This is a genomic window from Collinsella stercoris DSM 13279, from assembly GCF_020735465.1.
Classification (GTDB): Bacteria; Actinomycetota; Coriobacteriia; order Coriobacteriales; family Coriobacteriaceae; genus Collinsella; species Collinsella stercoris.
In genome coordinates this window covers 2,214,546-2,230,427 of record NZ_CP085935.1, presented here as the reverse complement: position 1 = coordinate 2,230,427, position 15,882 = coordinate 2,214,546, and the positions used below count along the sequence as shown (strand labels likewise).

At 58.8% G+C, this 15,882-nt stretch carries 16 protein-coding genes and 1 tRNA gene; 5 read left to right on the top strand and 12 right to left on the bottom strand.

The window, feature by feature from the left end; genetic code table 11:
- Positions 1-65: 65 nt before the first annotated feature.
- The 7 genes from LK434_RS09465 to LK434_RS09435 form a co-directional block, all read right to left on the bottom strand.
- Complete coding sequence (locus LK434_RS09465) at positions 66-512, bottom strand: hypothetical protein (RefSeq protein WP_006720591.1); 447 nt, start codon at positions 510-512, stop codon at positions 66-68.
- Entirely contained in the window at positions 512-1,684 is a 1,173-nt protein-coding gene (gene anmK, locus LK434_RS09460) for an anhydro-N-acetylmuramic acid kinase AnmK (RefSeq protein ID WP_006720590.1), read from the bottom strand. The genes LK434_RS09465 and anmK overlap by 1 nt, the downstream gene beginning before the upstream one ends.
- A 10-nt stretch (positions 1,685-1,694) precedes the next feature.
- A complete protein-coding gene (locus LK434_RS09455) occupies positions 1,695-2,600 on the bottom strand; it encodes an N-acetylglucosamine kinase (protein ID WP_006720589.1) in 906 nt (301 codons plus the stop codon).
- Positions 2,601-2,602: 2 nt separating this feature from the next.
- Complete coding sequence (locus LK434_RS09450; protein WP_040360862.1) at positions 2,603-3,700, bottom strand: DUF871 domain-containing protein; 1,098 nt, start codon at positions 3,698-3,700, stop codon at positions 2,603-2,605.
- Between the two features lie 102 nt (positions 3,701-3,802).
- Positions 3,803-5,086, bottom strand: coding sequence for a PTS sugar transporter subunit IIC (locus tag LK434_RS09445; RefSeq protein ID WP_006720586.1), 1,284 nt, complete (start codon positions 5,084-5,086; stop codon positions 3,803-3,805).
- A gap of 44 nt (positions 5,087-5,130) precedes the next feature.
- The gene (locus LK434_RS09440; protein WP_006720585.1) at positions 5,131-5,433 is read right to left on the bottom strand and encodes a PTS sugar transporter subunit IIB; all 303 of its coding nucleotides are present in this window, start codon (positions 5,431-5,433) and stop codon (positions 5,131-5,133) included.
- Between the two features lie 17 nt (positions 5,434-5,450).
- Positions 5,451-6,296 (bottom strand): MurR/RpiR family transcriptional regulator, encoded by an 846-nt coding sequence (locus tag LK434_RS09435; RefSeq protein WP_006720584.1) that lies wholly within the window; start codon positions 6,294-6,296, stop codon positions 5,451-5,453.
- A 395-nt stretch (positions 6,297-6,691) separates the two neighbouring features.
- Between LK434_RS09435 and LK434_RS09430 the strand changes: the two genes are divergently transcribed.
- Both LK434_RS09430 and murQ read left to right on the top strand, forming a co-directional pair.
- Positions 6,692-7,042, top strand: a complete 351-nt coding sequence (locus LK434_RS09430; protein WP_040360861.1) for a PTS lactose/cellobiose transporter subunit IIA — start codon at positions 6,692-6,694, stop codon at positions 7,040-7,042.
- An 11-nt stretch (positions 7,043-7,053) separates the two neighbouring features.
- A complete protein-coding gene (gene murQ / locus LK434_RS09425) occupies positions 7,054-7,962 on the top strand; it encodes an N-acetylmuramic acid 6-phosphate etherase (protein WP_006720580.1) in 909 nt (302 codons plus the stop codon).
- Between the two features lie 368 nt (positions 7,963-8,330).
- Here the strand turns inward: murQ and serS are convergent, their stop codons facing one another.
- Complete coding sequence (serS, locus tag LK434_RS09420) at positions 8,331-9,623, bottom strand: serine--tRNA ligase (RefSeq protein WP_006720579.1); 1,293 nt, start codon at positions 9,621-9,623, stop codon at positions 8,331-8,333.
- A gap of 135 nt (positions 9,624-9,758) precedes the next feature.
- Between serS and LK434_RS09415 the strand changes: the two genes are divergently transcribed.
- Positions 9,759-9,926: a DUF6724 family protein gene (locus LK434_RS09415; RefSeq protein WP_006720578.1), complete on the top strand. Its 168-nt coding sequence runs from the start codon at positions 9,759-9,761 to the stop codon at positions 9,924-9,926.
- 82 nt (positions 9,927-10,008) lie between these two features.
- Here the strand turns inward: LK434_RS09415 and proC are convergent, their stop codons facing one another.
- The gene (proC, locus tag LK434_RS09410) at positions 10,009-10,797 is read right to left on the bottom strand and encodes a pyrroline-5-carboxylate reductase (protein ID WP_006720577.1); all 789 of its coding nucleotides are present in this window, start codon (positions 10,795-10,797) and stop codon (positions 10,009-10,011) included.
- Between the two features lie 129 nt (positions 10,798-10,926).
- Here proC and LK434_RS09405 point away from each other — a divergent pair, with 129 nt between their 5' ends.
- Positions 10,927-12,012, top strand: a complete 1,086-nt coding sequence (locus tag LK434_RS09405; protein ID WP_227917736.1) for an acyltransferase family protein — start codon at positions 10,927-10,929, stop codon at positions 12,010-12,012.
- A gap of 82 nt (positions 12,013-12,094) precedes the next feature.
- Here the strand turns inward: LK434_RS09405 and LK434_RS09400 are convergent, their stop codons facing one another.
- Together LK434_RS09400 and LK434_RS09395 are read right to left on the bottom strand one after the other, a co-directional pair.
- Entirely contained in the window at positions 12,095-12,514 is a 420-nt protein-coding gene (locus LK434_RS09400; protein ID WP_006720575.1) for a hypothetical protein, read from the bottom strand.
- Positions 12,515-12,642: 128 nt separating this feature from the next.
- The gene (locus tag LK434_RS09395; protein ID WP_006720574.1) at positions 12,643-13,620 is read right to left on the bottom strand and encodes an SPFH domain-containing protein; all 978 of its coding nucleotides are present in this window, start codon (positions 13,618-13,620) and stop codon (positions 12,643-12,645) included.
- A 214-nt stretch (positions 13,621-13,834) separates the two neighbouring features.
- Between LK434_RS09395 and LK434_RS09390 the strand changes: the two genes are divergently transcribed.
- Entirely contained in the window at positions 13,835-15,187 is a 1,353-nt protein-coding gene (locus LK434_RS09390; RefSeq protein ID WP_006720573.1) for a hypothetical protein, read from the top strand.
- A 426-nt stretch (positions 15,188-15,613) separates the two neighbouring features.
- On the opposite strand, the gene LK434_RS09385 is transcribed toward LK434_RS09390, so the two are convergent.
- A tRNA-Leu gene (locus tag LK434_RS09385) sits at positions 15,614-15,698 on the bottom strand.
- Positions 15,699-15,882: the final 184 nt, after the last annotated feature.

The following is a 15,882-nucleotide window of genomic DNA, read 5'->3' as shown; positions in this document are numbered from 1 at the left end:
ATAGGAATCGTTCCACATCGAAAGAGCCGCTTTTGATGCACGCGGCGGCACGACCCGGTTGGCCACTACACCAAAATGCCTTGGAAAAACAGGAGCCAGCAGATTAGCGTCATCGCACCGAACGCCACCAAAAACGTGAGGTAAAACCCACGGCACAGCCCCCGCTTGGAATCGACGAAGTACCGACCAAACGCCAGGGCTGCCGCCGTCAGCATCGGTGCGGCACAAGTTGTGGAAACGCCTACACTCACGCCCACCTGAGAAGCAAAAAACGGAATGGCGATCGTTCCCAGCAACACGGCGCCTGCAAGCAAGAACGCGCTTTTAAAAGTAAAAGGTACGGTGCCAGTCGCCTGCACCTCGTTTGCCATGTCCTCGGGCATTACGCCCACGAGCTTTGCAGACTTACCCACGCTTTGCTTAGCCTCGGTGCGCAGGCGATCGGCGTCCTTGCGCGTTGGATCAGCCACCGTACCACGCGCAGCGAGCTGCGCCTTGCTCTTCTTTGCCATTACTCGCTCCTTGGAGGATTGATTATGCTTCCCAAAATCGCTCTGGCAGACGCTCCCGTTGCAGAGGGGACGTTTGAGGAACGTCCGACGATCGTCTGATTACCCATAACCGCAAAGGCAATCGCTTCTTTTGCGTCCGAAGAATACCCTAACTCATCCTGCGTGCACACCCGCACCCCAGGCATGCGTTGCGCGATGCGCGCCATGAGCGTGGCGTTATGGGCGCCCCCGCCGCCCACGATCAGCTCATCGAGCGCCCCATCAAGCCTTGGCACAACAAACTGCTCGCACGCACGGACAACGCTGAGCGCAGTAAGTTCGGTAAGGGTAGCAACGACATCCTCCGCAGCCATATCCGCATGTGCGCGCAAAAAGTCCTCCACAAACTGCGCACCAAACATCTCGCGCCCCGTCGACTTGGGCGGATCAGCAGAAAAAAACTCGTTGGACATCAGGTCCGCGAGCACCTGCTCGTTCACACGGCCTCGCGCCGCAATGCAGCCGCCGTCATCGTACTCGACGCCAAACAGGCGACGGCAGGCCTCATCGACAGCCATGTTGCCCGGACCGGTGTCAAACGCGAACACGCCGTCCTCATTGCAGCCTTTGGGCAAAACCGTAACGTTACCAATGCCGCCCACGTTGAGCAGCACGCGATTGAGTGCGCGCGAGCCGTACAGGACCGTCTCGGAAAATGGAACGAGCGGGGCGCCCTGACCACCGGCTGCCATATCCATGGCGCGGAAGTCGTACACCACGCGGACGTTGTGGTCCCACGCGATGCGCGCGGCATCGCCCAGCTGCAGCGTGCCGGCGTGATAACGCTCGTCATCCTCGTACGCACGCGAGGCATCGGGCTCATGCCAGATCGTCTGGCCATGGCTTGCCACAAACCCTAAGCTAGAAGGCTTCACACCCGCCGCGGCACACACTGCGCCGACTGCACGCGAGAACAGGTGCCCCAGCTCCGCATGCAACGAGCACAGCAGGCGCGAATCGCCGCCGCCGGGCGCGCACGCCTCCAGAATGCGAGCCTTGGTAGCCGTGGGCATGGGATACGTCATGAACTCACGCAGCGCAACGGTCGTCTGGCGGTCAACGCCCTCGATTTCCACCAGCGCGCAATCCACGCCATCCAGGCTTGTCCCGGACATCAAGCCAACTGCCAACATCCCAAACCCCTCACTCGGACAACCGGCGCGCGAGCAGCAGGCATGGGCCCGCCGTCGGACCATACGCCGGCTCCACAAGCTCAAACCCGTTAGGCAGCAAGCGGCGCAACGATCCGAGCAGCAACTCGCCGGCGCCCTCAAACACGCCGCCCACGTAGCCCACGGGCACTGGATCGCTAGGATCAAACATCCCTCGAGCGGCCGCGGTGATAATCTGGGCAAGCTCGCTTGCTGCCCGGTCGTACACATCGAGCGCGCACGCATCCCCCGCCATTGCCGCTTCGCGCAGCACGCGCGTGAGCGACGCGACCTTTGCGCGGTCGCCTTGCAGCTCATCGCGAACATAGGCAATGAGCCCGTATGCGTCGCTGAGCCCAAGGCGGTCCAGCACCACATCGTACAGGGGACCGCGGGGGTCTCTCCCGTCGGCTTGGCGGCTGAACAGGCGCAGGACCTCTCGTCCCATCCACCAGCCGCTTCCTTCGTCGCCTATCTGAAAGCCCCAACCGCCAGCGCGGCAATCGCGCTCACCGCGCACCGCGTAGGCAATTGAACCGGTGCCGCAAATCACCGCAGCCCCGTCACGAGCGGCAAGGCTCGACGCCCATGCAGCCCGCACGTCATTTACGAGTTCGTACGGATACCCGCCAGCAACTGCGCGAACGACCTCTTCAATCGAAGCGCGGATGCGCGCATCTTGTCCATAACCCGCCAGGCCAAAGCCCATACCGACGTCATCGCTCGCCTCGGCAAGCAATGCCTCCACTCCTTCGGAAAGCACCGCGCGCATGCCGTCGTACCCAACTTGACCCGCATGGCACGTGGGCAGCCTCAGCTGCTGCAGCACGTTCATGTCGGAATCATATAGCTCAAACAGCGTCTTGGTTCCACCGCCGTCCACGCCGATCCACTGCATACCTAGCGCACCTCCCTAAAGCGGAACTTCTGCCAGGGACGAATAGTGTCGAGCAGGAAGTGCTCGATCTCGGGCACATGACCCACCACGGAGCTCTTGCCGCTGTTCTCCATGTCAGCGAGCGCGATCTGCAGCTCGCCGGCGTAGTGGCCGTACTCGCTGCTCTCAATTACCACATCGCCGCGACGGATCGTGGCGGGAGCGTTGAGAACTTTGAACTCGTGGCCCTTGTACTTAACGCGACTCTGCGTGGAGCGCAGGAAGTTGGCCGAAACGTCGCCGCGGTTAAAATGAAGCTCGTCCAGAACGATGCTGCGCTCGACCTCCGGCAGGGTGTCGATGAGCTCGACATCGAAGCATACGAGGTTGCGCGGAAGATCCTTCAAAATCGCGAGCTCCTCGTCGCTCGGATAGCAGTTCGAGATGATCACGTCGTCGATGGTGCCCATGGAGATGAAGTGCTCCACCTGCAGGTGCAGCGGCAGATGGCGGTGCATCTCGAGCGTGGGCAGGCCGTCGGTAGCAATCGGTCGAGGACCAAATGTATCCGGCGCTTGCGACGTCACAAATGCCGCCGTTCTCAACCCGTGCTTCCTAAAGTTATCTGTGCAAGCACAGAAATGATCGACGGTAAGACCTGAATACGTGTGAGGATAAAAATTGTGACAACCGATAAGCTTGTTGGGATCAGGGCAATAATCCATGATCGTATCCAGATAATGGGTATTGTTGCTCATGTTGATTTCGACCATCAGGCCTTGCGGATTGTACGTCATAAGGGCTTCTTCATTGCCGGTGAAACCCATATCAAGCCTTATTCCATCCGCTTCAATCTCTTTAAAGAACTCAAGATCTCGGTAGGAAACACCCAGTTTAGAAAAAACACTTGGATTGCAATCGAGCACTACTTCAAAGCCCCTGTCATGAGCGTGTCGATTCATCTCAAGAAAGTCGTTTTTTATTTTTTCTCGCGGGTCATCCACGGGCAACAGAGAAGAGAAGAGCCGAGTACACCCCATCTCTGCCGCTCGGTCAATATACTCATGAATCTCTTGCGTTGAGCTTCTTGCGGGGTACACGGATATTCCCAAGCGTTTCATATCTCACCTTTCAATTTTCTTTTTCTCAAACATCAACTCAAAGGGCGACGCGTCTCCAACTCAACGCGCCGCCCCAATGTTTACCGAATCTAAATTCGATGGTTATTCTGCAGCCGCCTCTTCTTCCTGCTTGCAGAACTGTTTGTCATACACCTTGACAAAAGGCAGATAAATCAAGCAAGCGAGCAAGAGAAGAACGATGCTCAGCACAGCCGCACGCCAATCGCCGCCCGTAGCCAGAACAGCGCCAATAGGACCAGGCAGCGTCCACGGAGCAGTAATGATCACGCGATTGACCCACCCGAACGACATCGCTGACCACGACACGCATGCCAAAATCATCGGCATCAGGATATACGGAATGGCAAGGGTCATGTTCAAAACCAAAGGCATGCCGAAGGTAATCGGTTCGTTAATATTGAACATCGATGGGACAAAGCCCAGCTTTCCAAGGTCCCTTAGATACTTGGACTTGCACACAAACACTAGGAGAATCGGCAGGGCGAAATTGCCAACCCAGACGAACCACTGATAGAACGGCTCGGGCGCGATGGTCGGAAGCTCGGTTCCGGAAACTCCAGCAGCCGCAGCCAAAGCGTTCTGCTCGATGAGGGCAAGCCAAAGAGGGCGTGCGACCGCACCAACCACGGATGCGCCGTGAATTCCAAAGAACCAAAGGAAGCGGTTGAAGAACACGATCACCAACACGCCGATTAGAGAGTCGGAGGCGAAAATGAATGGGGAGATCAGGGTGGAAATCACCGCAGACCAATTGAATCCCGCCCAGTAGGTCAGACCGCCGATAACAAGTACGACAATCAGAGTGGGAGTCAACGCCTCAAACGAACGCGCAACCGACGGAGGAACCTGCTCGGGCATAACGATCTTAAACTTCGAGCTGTTCGTAAAGCGGAAAACGTTGATGGCAAAGAAGGTGACGATCATTCCCACAAACAGACCCGCGCTGCCCAAATTAGCCGTAGGCAGCACAAAGCCCGAAACGCCAACACCCGCATCGGGAAGAATGTTAACCGGAACGATAGTAAGCATAAAAGCGGCAACGGACAGAACACCGCCAGATACGCCATCAAGGTCAAATGACTTTGCGAGGCTATTGCCCATTCCAAAAACCGCATACAGGGTCATGATGTGCATCGTGACTCGATACGGCAGCATGATAGTTGCCGAATTCGCAGTTAAAAACTTATAGACTTCCCAATCTTGTGGCAACGGAGGACTCGCCACAAGCATAAAGAACGATCCAACGATAACGAGCGGCAACGCAGAGACCACGCCGTCTCGCACGGCAATCAGGTATCGGTTTGAGCCCAATTTGCTCATCAATGGACCGAGAGTCCTGTCGAGAAATGCCTGAAACTTCTCCATGCAATCACTTCCTTTCAATCGTGCCCCAACGATGGCACCAACTTCTAACTCATCATTTCGTCAACCTGTTTGAAAATGTTTTCGCAACGAGCCATCGCGTAATCTTGCGGTTGTATCGAGGCAACCGGGTTAGAAAGCTTGGCTGAAATGCTACTTTTTTGATATGCAATCTGCGGACCAAGCAGGACCACATCGTAATGAGAAGCCTTGTCCTGACATACAGCGGCAGAACAAGCGTCGATTTCCAGGGAAAAGCCCTTTTCCTCGGCATACTTCTGCATCTTCGTCATCAAGATGGTAGTAGACATACCTCCAGAACAAACGAGCAAAATCTTGTAGTCTCTCATTGCAATCACCCCACCTTTCACTGTTGCTTTCTAATCTGGTTTTGCTCCAAAACCTCAGAAAAGCGCGCGTAATTACGATTGACGAATGACTTAAACAGGATGTCGATAACGCCAAGCTGCCCAATACGAGACGCCATGGCCGCCGATCTCATCAGAGGCTCTGTCGATCCCACGAGGAGCACTTCATCCGCTTGCCTCGCAAGCTTGGAATCAAAGGCTGACCCCGTAATTGCAATCACCTTTCCTCCCCGCTCTCGCGCCCGACCAACACAGACGTTCACTTCTTCGGTTAGACCTGAATAGCTAATTGCAATCGACAAATCCTCCGGACCACTGTTCGAGGCGCATAGCAACTGTCCATGCCAATCATCAATCAGGTTGCAACTCACTCCAATCCTCAAGAGTTTGTAGTGCATATCTCGGGCCGAGAGCAGAGACGCTCCCATTCCAAACAGGTTGATAGTTCGGGCATCGCTCATAAGATCAACGCAAGCTTCGTACGTTTCTGGATCGTTGAGCTTTTCAACTAATCGCAGGGAGTCGATATTGTCTCTTGTTACCTTTTCTATCGTTTGCCGCGATGTGTCAGTTGGCGCCAGATCCTCGATTTTTGACGAGCTGCTCTCTCTTAAAAGTGCTAAATCGTAAATAAGTAAATGCTGGAACTCCTTATAACCCTTGAGCCCCAGTTTTTTGCATAACCGGGTGATGGTCGACGGTGATACAAATGCATACGCGGCGAGTTCATGAATACTTAATCCAGAAATGGACTCCGGATCATCGAGAATGCGTTCTATCAACTCCCTCTCGGCCGGACTTGCGTTATCTCTATACTGCTTTAAACGAACCAGCAGGCTTACCATGAGGCATTCCTCCAACCTGTGCCCTCATTGTAGATAGTGAAAATTATTTGTCATTGTCGATTCCATTACAAGAAATTTAATTTCAACTTCTGACAAGAACGCGCGCCAAACGGTTAGTTTCTGCCGCCTGCGGAGCCGCTTTTGACTCATTCGGCAACCTCGACCTTGGGAACTCAAATACCGGGTAGGCTCTAGCCCGGCTTTCAGCAAGATCAACATAGCTGTTTACCTGCTTATTTAACAAAATTCAAATATCTGAAAAAGCATTTTTGGCTCATTGCGAGGAAAGACACTCGGCCATAATCGGCGCGCTTGTCGCACTCGGACACATCGTCTATCTTCAACTCGAGCTCGCATCTAAAACCTTTTCCACATCAAGACGCGAAGGGTTCGAAATGACCGAATCAACCAGCACTTCCCCCGAAATGATTGCCTTCGGCCTTGTCGCCCAGGCTGGTGACGCACGAAGTAAAGCATACGAAGCCCTTTTCACTGCGAAGCAGGGCGATTTCGAACAAGCGCATGAGCTCATGCGGCAGGCAGAGGAATCCATCCTCGAAGCCCATCAAATCCAAACTTCGCTTCTTTCAAAGGAGGCGAGCGGGTGCCACCAAGAGCTCAGCATTCTGCTTGTCCACGCACAAGACCATTTAATGACAGCGATCCTCGCCAAAGAACTTATTGCAGAGCTAATCGAACTGCATCAAACGATAAAAAACAACGGACAACGACACGTGGCTATCTGATTGGATGCAACATGCTAGACCTCTCAACACTCACAACCGAGCAGCGAAACCCTCTCACGCTTGAGCTCGACACATTTAGCGCCATGCAAATTGCAGAGGCGATGAATCTCGAAGACAGCAATGCAGTGAAAGCTGTCGGACACACACTGCCACAGGTCGCACAAGCCATTGAGCTTGCAGCCAAATGCCTGTCTGCGGGAGGACGCATTGTCTATCTCGGCGCAGGAACCAGCGGAAGGCTTGGCGTCCTCGACGCTGTGGAATGCCCCCCAACATTTGGCGTGGACGTCGGCGCGGTTGTTGGACTAATCGCAGGCGGAAAGAACGCTTTCGTAGAAGCGCAAGAGGGAGCCGAGGACGATGCCTTGCAGGGTGAAAAGGACCTACGCGGTATCGAGATAACTGAACGCGACTTCATCGTTGGCCTCACTGCCAGCGGCCGAACTCCTTATGTTCTTGGCGGACTAACTTATGCGCGTAAGCTGGGATGCAAAACCGCGGCAATAGCCTGCGTCCCCTCATCAGCCGTTGGCGAAATCGCCGAACTCGCCATCGAGCCCGTCACGGGCCCTGAGGTCCTCACCGGCTCCACTCGCCTCAAGGCGGGCACCGCTCAAAAGCTCGTCCTCAACATGATTTCCACCGGAGCGATGACGCTTTCCGGCAAGGTGTATCAGAACCTCATGGTCGATGTTAAACAGACCAACGAAAAGCTGCACGCACGCGCCCGCAATATCGTTGTTGAGGCATGCGACTGCGATCCCGAGGTTGCAAGTGCCGCCCTTGAAGAGGCGGATGGCAGCGTCAAGCTCGCTATAACGAGCATTTTGCTCGACCTGCCCGCCGATCAGGCGGCAAAGGCCCTGACAGCTTCGGGCGGACATATTCGCCAAGCACTCGAGGATCGCAAGAAACATTAGACGACATATTTGTAGGACAAAGTCCCTTCTGAATCCCCACCCCATACGAGAGGCCGCCTCGAGGTAAGACTCCCGAGGCGGCCTCTTTTTTCGTCATAGCGCCACCCACCGACGCCGGCAATGTGAAGAACCATCGCTTTGAAACGGCCCCTATCGCTTCAAAACGCTGGTTCTTCACAGGAAACGCTATGGTAATGTGCTTTATCAACGGTTTAAAATAAGTCGCCCCATTTCAAAAGGTGGTTTCCGCACATTGTCGCGGGGCGCGTGAACCGCTCGCCGCAAAACAGTACCACGCGTCTTCGCATGAAAAAGCGGCCACCTCACGGCAGCCGCCCTTCATCGACGCACTTTCGTAGCCCCGCGCCTTACGCCACGGGCTCGATCTTCTCGATGCCGCCCATGTAGGGACGCAGCACCTCCGGCACCGTGATGGAGCCGTCGGCGTTCTGGTAGTTCTCCATGATGGCGGCCATGGTGCGGCCGGTGGGCAGACCCGAGCCGTTCAGGGTGTGCACAAAGCGCGTGCCCTTGAAGTTCTCGGGGTCGCGGTACTTGATGTTGGCACGACGAGCCTGGAAGTCACCGCAGTTGGAGCAGGAGGAAATCTCCTTGTACGCATTGTAGCTGGGCAGCCACACCTCGATGTCGTAGGTCTGGCGCGCAGAAAAGCCCAGGTCACCGGTGCACAGGCTGATCACACGGTACGGCAGGCCAAGCTGCTGCAGGATGAACTCGGCCTCGGCGACCATACTCTCGAGCTCGGCGTCGGACTCCTCGGGACGGGCGAACTTGACCATCTCGACCTTGGTGAACTGGTGCTGGCGAATGATGCCGCGGGTATCGCGACCAGCCGAGCCGGCCTCCTCGCGGAAGCACGGGGTGCCCGCGGTGTAGCGCAGCGGCAGCTGGGCGGCGTCGAGCACCTCGCCGGCGTGCAGGTTGGTGAGCGCGACCTCGGCGGTGGGGATCAGGAACTGGTCCTCGCCGGTGTGGTAGGCGTCATCCTCGAACTTGGGCAGCTGACCCGTGCCGTACATGATCTCGCGGTTCACGATCACCGGCGGGATGAACTCCTTGAAGCCGCGGGAGATGTGCGTGTTGAGGAAGAAGTTCTGCAGCGCGCGGTCGAGCGTCGCGCCGGCGCCGGAGAGCACCGTGAAGCGGGCGCCGGAGAGCTTGGCGCCGCGGTCGAAATCCAGGATGCCGGTCTCGGTACCCAGGTCCCAGTGGGCCTTGGGCTCAAAGCCCTCGGCGGCAAAGTCGCGGGGCTCGCCCACGCGACGGCGCTCGGGGTTCTCGTTCTCGTCCTTACCCACGGGCGTGGCCTCGCAGGGGATGTTGGGGATGCGCGCCATGAAGCCGGCGACCTCGGCATCGAGCTCGGAGCGGCGCTCGGCCAGACCCTCGATCTGCTCGTTCACCTGACGCACGGCCTCCTTGGCAGCCTCGGCCTCCTCGCGCTTGCCCTCCTTCATGAGCGCGCCGATCTTCTTGGACTCGGTGTTACGCGTGGCTTGGAGCTCCTCGACCTGCGTGATGACGGAGCGACGCTCCTCGTCGAGCGCAAAGAAACGCTCGCGATCCCAGCTGCCCTGGCGGCTGGCCATGGCAGCGTCGAGCGCCTCGGGATTCTCGCGAACAAATTTGATATCGAGCATGATGCCTCCGAATTCGTGCCGTAACGTCTATCGCTACACGCCCCGCCGAATGCAAGGGTGCAAGATTGCGCAGTGCAAGTATATACTGGTGACCGTATTTCGCCATGTATTCCAGCAAGAAAGCAGGACAGCGCAATGGACCAGATCTTCACCTTTCTGTTTGGCACCCGCACGGGCGTGGCCGTCCTGTTTACCATTGGCGTTGTTGCCTTTGCCGTAGCGGCGTTTATTCTCGAAAAGCGCACGCACAAGCTCTACGTCGATCGTGGCCCCAAGCCGAATGACGAGGACAGCCTGTTCTAGGTCGCAACTCGCCATGCGCTTCACCGCGGGCCCGCATCATACAAGGCTCCACGGCAAAGCGCACCTAGCTATTGGCTACAGCCTAGCCCTCGATTGCATCGATTGCGTGGATGAACGCGGAGCGCATACCGGACGCCTCGAGCTCCGCGACGCCGCGGATGGTGGTCCCGCCAGGCGAGCACACGGCGTCCTTCATCGCGCCCGGGTGCATGCCGGTCGCCATCTGCAGCTTAGCCGTTCCCGCAACCATCTGGCTCACCATCTCATATGCCATCGCACGCGGAATACCGTGTTTGACGGCGGCGTCCGCCAGCGCCTCGATCACCATGGCAATGAACGCGGGCGAACAACCACCCACCGTGCCCGCAACAGACAGCAAGCGGGTCTCGACCTCGACGACGCGACCGAGCAGACCCAGCAGCGAATACACCAGCTCATGGTCGTCATGCGTGAGCGTCGAGGTCTTTTCGCAGGCAATCACACCCTCGTTGATGGCAACAGGCGTGTTGGGGACCGTCGACAGGTGGCGCGTCCCCGGAATCACGCGCTCGTACGCCTCGCAATTCCAACCGGCGGCAACTGAGAGCAACACCTTATCCTGCAGCTTTTCTGTCAAGGGAGCCAGAACGCCCTCAATCATATACGGCTTGACGGCAACGACCACCACATCAGACGCCTCGACAACCGCCGTTGCATCGGGCAGCGCGCGCATGCCGCGCATCTCGCAGCGCGGAATCAGCGCCTCGTACCGACCCGCACACGCGCTCATTTTCCCCGGCGCAACCTTACCGGAGGCAATCCAACCGTCCGCCATGGCACTTGCCATGTTGCCAAAGCCTATAAAGCCGATCTTGATATCGCTCATATCCATGCCAGCCAGCCTTTCTCGAGCGCGCGGCGCATCCGCGTGCCATTCAAATATGCAGATATCTTACGGCATCCCAAGAACGCCGCCCACCGCGCTAGGATTGTTGAGCTTGACGCGTTGGAAGGAGTTTGTGTGGCCGAGAGCACCATGATGGCCCAAACGCAGAGACGAACGCGCATCGCCCTGTTCGACAACATCAAGGGCCTGCTCATTATCCTGGTGGTCGCCGGCCACATGATGCAACCCATTCACAACGACAACCCCACGTTGAGCACCACATTCGACATCATATATCTCTTCCACATGCCCCTTTTCGTATTCATGTCGGGGCTTTTTGCCAAGAGCACCTACCGTAACGGCTCGCTCAACTACGACCGCATCATTTCCTTTGCCGTGCTGGGCATCGCATACCAAGCGGCGCTGCTCGCCGTAAGCAGCAAGGACATCACGCTCGCGTCCATGCTGCGCTTCGCCTCGGCGCCGTGGTATCTCATCGCCATGGCATGGTGGGGACTGCTCACGCCCCTTCTATCCTGGATGGGAGCGCGGCGCGGCATGATCTGCTCCCTTGTCGCCTCGTTTTTGTGGGGACTCGTCGACATGGAGGGCGGCTTTCTCGCACTGAGCCGCATGTTCGCGTTCCTTCCCTGTTTTGCGCTCGGATACTATCTCACGCCTGCGCGCGTGGAACGAGCCGCCAACTCCTCGTGGCCCTGGCTCGCGGTGTTCTTTGCCGCGATTATCGTGGCAGCGCGCGTTGCCAGCCCCCATGCCTACGAATGGTTCTTCCCGCTGGTCTACGGCGACAACCCTTACGGGCCACACGTTGCCATGGGCGTTGTGCGCAAAATCGCCGCCCTGGGCTCCGGCGCCTTGCTCTCAGTTGCGTGCATTAAGCTCGTGCCGCGCTCGACATCGTGGCTGACGGTCCTGGGCCGTCGGACTCTGCAGGTTTACATCGTGCATCGCCTGGTTCGCGGAGCCCTTACGTTTCAAACGCCCTTCTACGGCGCACCGGTCTTGCTCGGCCCGGTTGCCGGCTCCGTCATCATCGTGGTGGCGTCCCTGGCCCTCACCGCATTGTGCGCCACACCGCTCCTCGAGCCGCTAGCCAACGGCATCGTTGCATTCCCCTGGCGCAAAAAGGCCTCCCGTCTCCGCGCTTCTGTAACGCGAATCCAGGAGGCCCTGTGGTCAAATCAATCGGTCGAGCTGTAAGCTAGCATTCTGTCTGCCCCAACGTCTCGCCCAAACCAATCGCCTGCGTGCGACAGACACGCATCATGCGCCAGCTGCGCAATTAGTGCCAGGTGTCGTGCTCCTTTTTGACCTTGCGGGCCAAAAGCAGAACGGCAACCGCCTCAAGCGCGCCCACCACAAGCAGCACGGCGTTGGGGATGTCGATCTTCACAAAGCCCTGCCACGCCCAGAACACCACCGCGACGGCGGTGACGGCGATGCTGCCAAACGCACATGCCACGGCGGTCCCGCTGCGCGATGGCACGTTGGACGCGCGCATGCCCATAAGGCCCATCACGATAAAGCACAGGGCGGACACGCCCGAAACGCCCATGTACAGCGGTGCGGCGTCGGTACCGGAAATCGCCGTGCCGCCAAACAGGCCGCAGCCCGCCACGGCCAAGCCAAACGTCAGCATGGCAAGGCCGGTGATGGCCGCCACGATAGACACGAGCTTCAACAGTTTGCGCGATCCACTCATCGCTTCCCCTCTCGTCAGGCAAAGGGGTCGCTTCTTGGCGACCCCTCGTTCACGCTGCCTTGCTTATACCCATTTTGCCCCTCGATGTGTAAAAGGGGCCGTGTCCGTTTTGCCTGCACCCGAACCGTTTACGCGCGCGGGTCCACCGGGGGCACCGGCGGCGCCACGGGAACCGGCGCGGAATCGTTTGCCTGGCTCGCCGCGAGCATCTGCTCGAACATGCCCGCGCTCTGCGTGAAGTCGGTGGGCAGCACCACGGTGCTCGCGCGGCCGCTCTTGGCGAACTCGTTCATCATCTCGGTCCACTGGGTGAACATGAACAGCTGGTTGGCCTCGTCGTTGCCCACGCCGGTTTCCTGAATGGTCTCGAGCGAGTCCTTGATGCCGATGGCGATGGCCTTGCGCTGGTTGGCAATGCCCTCGCCGGCCTTCTCCATGGCCTCCGCCTCGGCCTTGGCCTCGGTCACGCGGCGGATGCGGTCGGCCTCGGCCAGGTCCTGGGCGGCGGCCTTGGTGCGCTGCGCGGCGTTGATCTGGTTCATGGAATCCTCGACCTCGGCGGGCAGCGCGATCTTGGTGATCAGCGTGCTCACCAGGGTAAAGCCGTACTCGTTCATCTGCTCGGACACCGTGGCGTTCACGTCCTTGGCGATGTCATCCTTCTTGGCGAACACCTCGTCGAGCGTGTAGACCGGGATGGAGGAGCGCAGCGCGTCGGTAATGAAGTCGCGCATCTGCGCCACCGGCTGCTGCAGCATGTAGTAGCTCTTGTACACGCCGGACTCCTGCGGCGCGTTGCCCATCTCGTAGCTCACGTGATACTGGGCGGACACCTCCAGGCCAATGGTCACGTTGTCCTCAGTTTTGACGTCGATGTCAAAACCGTTCTTCATGGTGCGCAGGCTCACCGTGGCGGCCTTGCGGTCGATGAACGGAATCTTGACGTGAAAGCCCGCGCCCACGATGGTGTGGAACTTGCCCAGGCGCTCGATGATCACCGCGTGTTGCTGTTTGACCACGTAGAACAGATTGCCCGAAACCAGGCCGATGATAAGGACGACAACCGCCAGCCCCACGAGCCCACCCAAAAGATCGAAGATAAACATGACCGGTCCTTAGAACGGATTGCAGAGATGGATGCATGATACCCGCTCGCCGTTCACCCCGCTTTCACATACCGTTTGTTTCCCGCAAACGGTCGACGCGACGGCCTCGAGGAGGGCGGGCGGTATACTGAGCCAACCGCCGGGACCCATCCGGCCATACCCTTGAACGCCCCGGCAAAGCGCCGCGAACAGTCCCCTCGAGTAAGGAGACCCCATGGCACGCCGCATCATGCACGACGCGCAGGTCGACCCCTTTACCGCAGGTGAGCCCACCCTGCCTTGGGACGAATCTCCCTCGCCGTTTGGGGAGGACGACCAAGCCGTCGAGGAGTGCGCGTTTGGCGACGAGCCGTACGACGGTCCCACCAAGGAACCGGACAACTACAACGCGCCCGCAGCGGATGAAGAGCAGGAACCCATTACGAGTATTGACCCCATGTACCTGCGCGAGCTTTTTTCGCTGAGCAAGAACGGCGAGCAGGACGGGAACAGCAAGAAGGCGGGCCGCAGGCGGCATCGGGCGCGCGCCAGCAAGGCCGGCGGACCCTCTGCAAGCGCCGGCGACTTGGGTCCCGTCGGCGCTTCGGACTCCTCAACTTTCCCTGGCAGCTCGGCCACCTCGGTGCCATCTGGCCACTCGACATCCGTTGGCGCTTCGGCACATGCCGTCGACTCGGGTTCCACCAACGGCTCGGGGTCCGTTGGCCCCTCGGGTCCCGTTGGCCCCTCGGCCTCTGCCCGTGCTTCACGCAGGCGGGACACCAAGCGGCGCGCAAAGCCGAACAGCGGCAACCGTGGCACCAGCAAGACGAGCACATCCCGTCGCACCGCCATACGAACCATCATCTTCGTGATCCTCTTCTTCAACGTGGCCCCAATTGCATGCACCGGCGCCATCTCGCTGCTCGATGCATTCGATTCACGCCCCAGCGTCGACGCCCCCCACGACGAGCCCGCGCACACGCCCTCGGACGACGACCTCTCCGGCGACGGCCTCTCCAGCGACGACACCGTAGAAACCCCCGAAGAGAGCCCCGATGACATCGCGAAGCAGGAGTGTCTGGACATCGCAACGGCGCGCCTCAACGAAGTGTCGTCGGCAGACGGCCCCGAGCGCGAACGCATCGTCGCCTTCTTGAACACCTATTTCTCAGACTCTTTGGGATACACCGCCGAGGAGCTCGGCATCGACGCGGACGCCTTTGCCGTCTGGGCCCTGCAGAACTTCTCCTACGAAATCGAGTCGTGCTACGTGCACACGGATGAAGACACGGCGGCCGTGTACTTTAACGTCTGGTGCCCCAGCGCAAGCACAATCGCATACACCGCCGACGAGGATATCTTCGACCGCCTGTACCAGGAGATTGACTTTTTCGCCGAGGTGCCCGAACCGCTCACCGACTCCCAAAAGGACCAAGTCCGCGCCCTATTTGCCGAGGCACTCGACGACTCTTGGCAAGACGATCCGGGGTTTTCCTGCATCGATTTTGTTTTTGAGGATGGCGAATGGAAGGCCGACGAGGACTCATTTGCCGGCGAGATGGACCTGGTGCTGGGCATCTGGTAATCCGCTGCCAGCAGCGCGCGCCCGACGGCAGCCTCCACACGCGTCTTAAGCTCGACACGCGAGCGGGAGGCAACGCGTTCAACAGCCCAGAACCAAAACTCAGAGCACTTGAAAAAACTCGGTGCACCTATCGACCAAAAAAGCCGCCCGGCACGGTCGCCAGATGCATCGAAGTTTCTCAGGTGCACCGAGTTTTCTCAGGTGCATCGAAGTTTCAATGGCGTATCGAAGGCCACTCGCATGGTAGGGGCGGTGGGGCTCCGCGTGCGGCACAGCCGCCCGCGATTCGCTTCGGGCCCTACGGGCCCTCGCACGCTACGCTGGAAAACGCCTTCGCGTTTCCTCAGCTCCGCGCCCTCGCGGGTTCGAGTCCGGGCGGCGGGCCCGGACGCAAAAACGGCCCCGTCGCCGGAGCCATTACTCGCATGGTAGGGGCGGTGGGACTCGAACCCACAATCCCGAAGGCCGAAGATTTTAAGTCTCCTGCGTATGCCAATTCCGCCACGCCCCCATGCGCAAGCAAGTGTACCACGCCCCGTCGTCGTCGAGCGCGCACGGAGCTTCTTCGAGAGCTCGCAGAGCCTCCTCGAATGCGCACGGCACGTTCAACGGAACAGCAGCCAGGACCTGACGCCCTCACGCTTGGAACCCCACCGCGCCAAAGCGGGTTTATGGGGCAAAAGTGCGTCCTATAA

Bases quoted from the DNA above. Each gene is read 5' to 3' on its own strand.
- LK434_RS09465 (WP_006720591.1), bottom strand. From the start codon at position 512: ATGGCAAAGAAGAGCAAGGCGCAGCTCGCTGCGCGTGGTACGGTGGCT.
- anmK (WP_006720590.1), bottom strand. From the start codon at position 1,684: ATGTTGGCAGTTGGCTTGATGTCCGGGACAAGCCTGGATGGCGTGGAT.
- LK434_RS09455 (WP_006720589.1), bottom strand. From the start codon at position 2,600: ATGCAGTGGATCGGCGTGGACGGCGGTGGAACCAAGACGCTGTTTGAG.
- LK434_RS09450 (WP_040360862.1), bottom strand. From the start codon at position 3,700: ATGAAACGCTTGGGAATATCCGTGTACCCCGCAAGAAGCTCAACGCAA.
- LK434_RS09445 (WP_006720586.1), bottom strand. From the start codon at position 5,086: ATGGAGAAGTTTCAGGCATTTCTCGACAGGACTCTCGGTCCATTGATG.
- LK434_RS09440 (WP_006720585.1), bottom strand. From the start codon at position 5,433: ATGAGAGACTACAAGATTTTGCTCGTTTGTTCTGGAGGTATGTCTACT.
- LK434_RS09435 (WP_006720584.1), bottom strand. From the start codon at position 6,296: ATGGTAAGCCTGCTGGTTCGTTTAAAGCAGTATAGAGATAACGCAAGT.
- LK434_RS09430 (WP_040360861.1), top strand. From the start codon at position 6,692: ATGACCGAATCAACCAGCACTTCCCCCGAAATGATTGCCTTCGGCCTT.
- murQ (WP_006720580.1), top strand. From the start codon at position 7,054: ATGCTAGACCTCTCAACACTCACAACCGAGCAGCGAAACCCTCTCACG.
- serS (WP_006720579.1), bottom strand. From the start codon at position 9,623: ATGCTCGATATCAAATTTGTTCGCGAGAATCCCGAGGCGCTCGACGCT.
- LK434_RS09415 (WP_006720578.1), top strand. From the start codon at position 9,759: ATGGACCAGATCTTCACCTTTCTGTTTGGCACCCGCACGGGCGTGGCC.
- proC (WP_006720577.1), bottom strand. From the start codon at position 10,797: ATGGATATGAGCGATATCAAGATCGGCTTTATAGGCTTTGGCAACATG.
- LK434_RS09400 (WP_006720575.1), bottom strand. From the start codon at position 12,514: ATGAGTGGATCGCGCAAACTGTTGAAGCTCGTGTCTATCGTGGCGGCC.
- LK434_RS09395 (WP_006720574.1), bottom strand. From the start codon at position 13,620: ATGTTTATCTTCGATCTTTTGGGTGGGCTCGTGGGGCTGGCGGTTGTC.
- LK434_RS09390 (WP_006720573.1), top strand. From the start codon at position 13,835: ATGGCACGCCGCATCATGCACGACGCGCAGGTCGACCCCTTTACCGCA.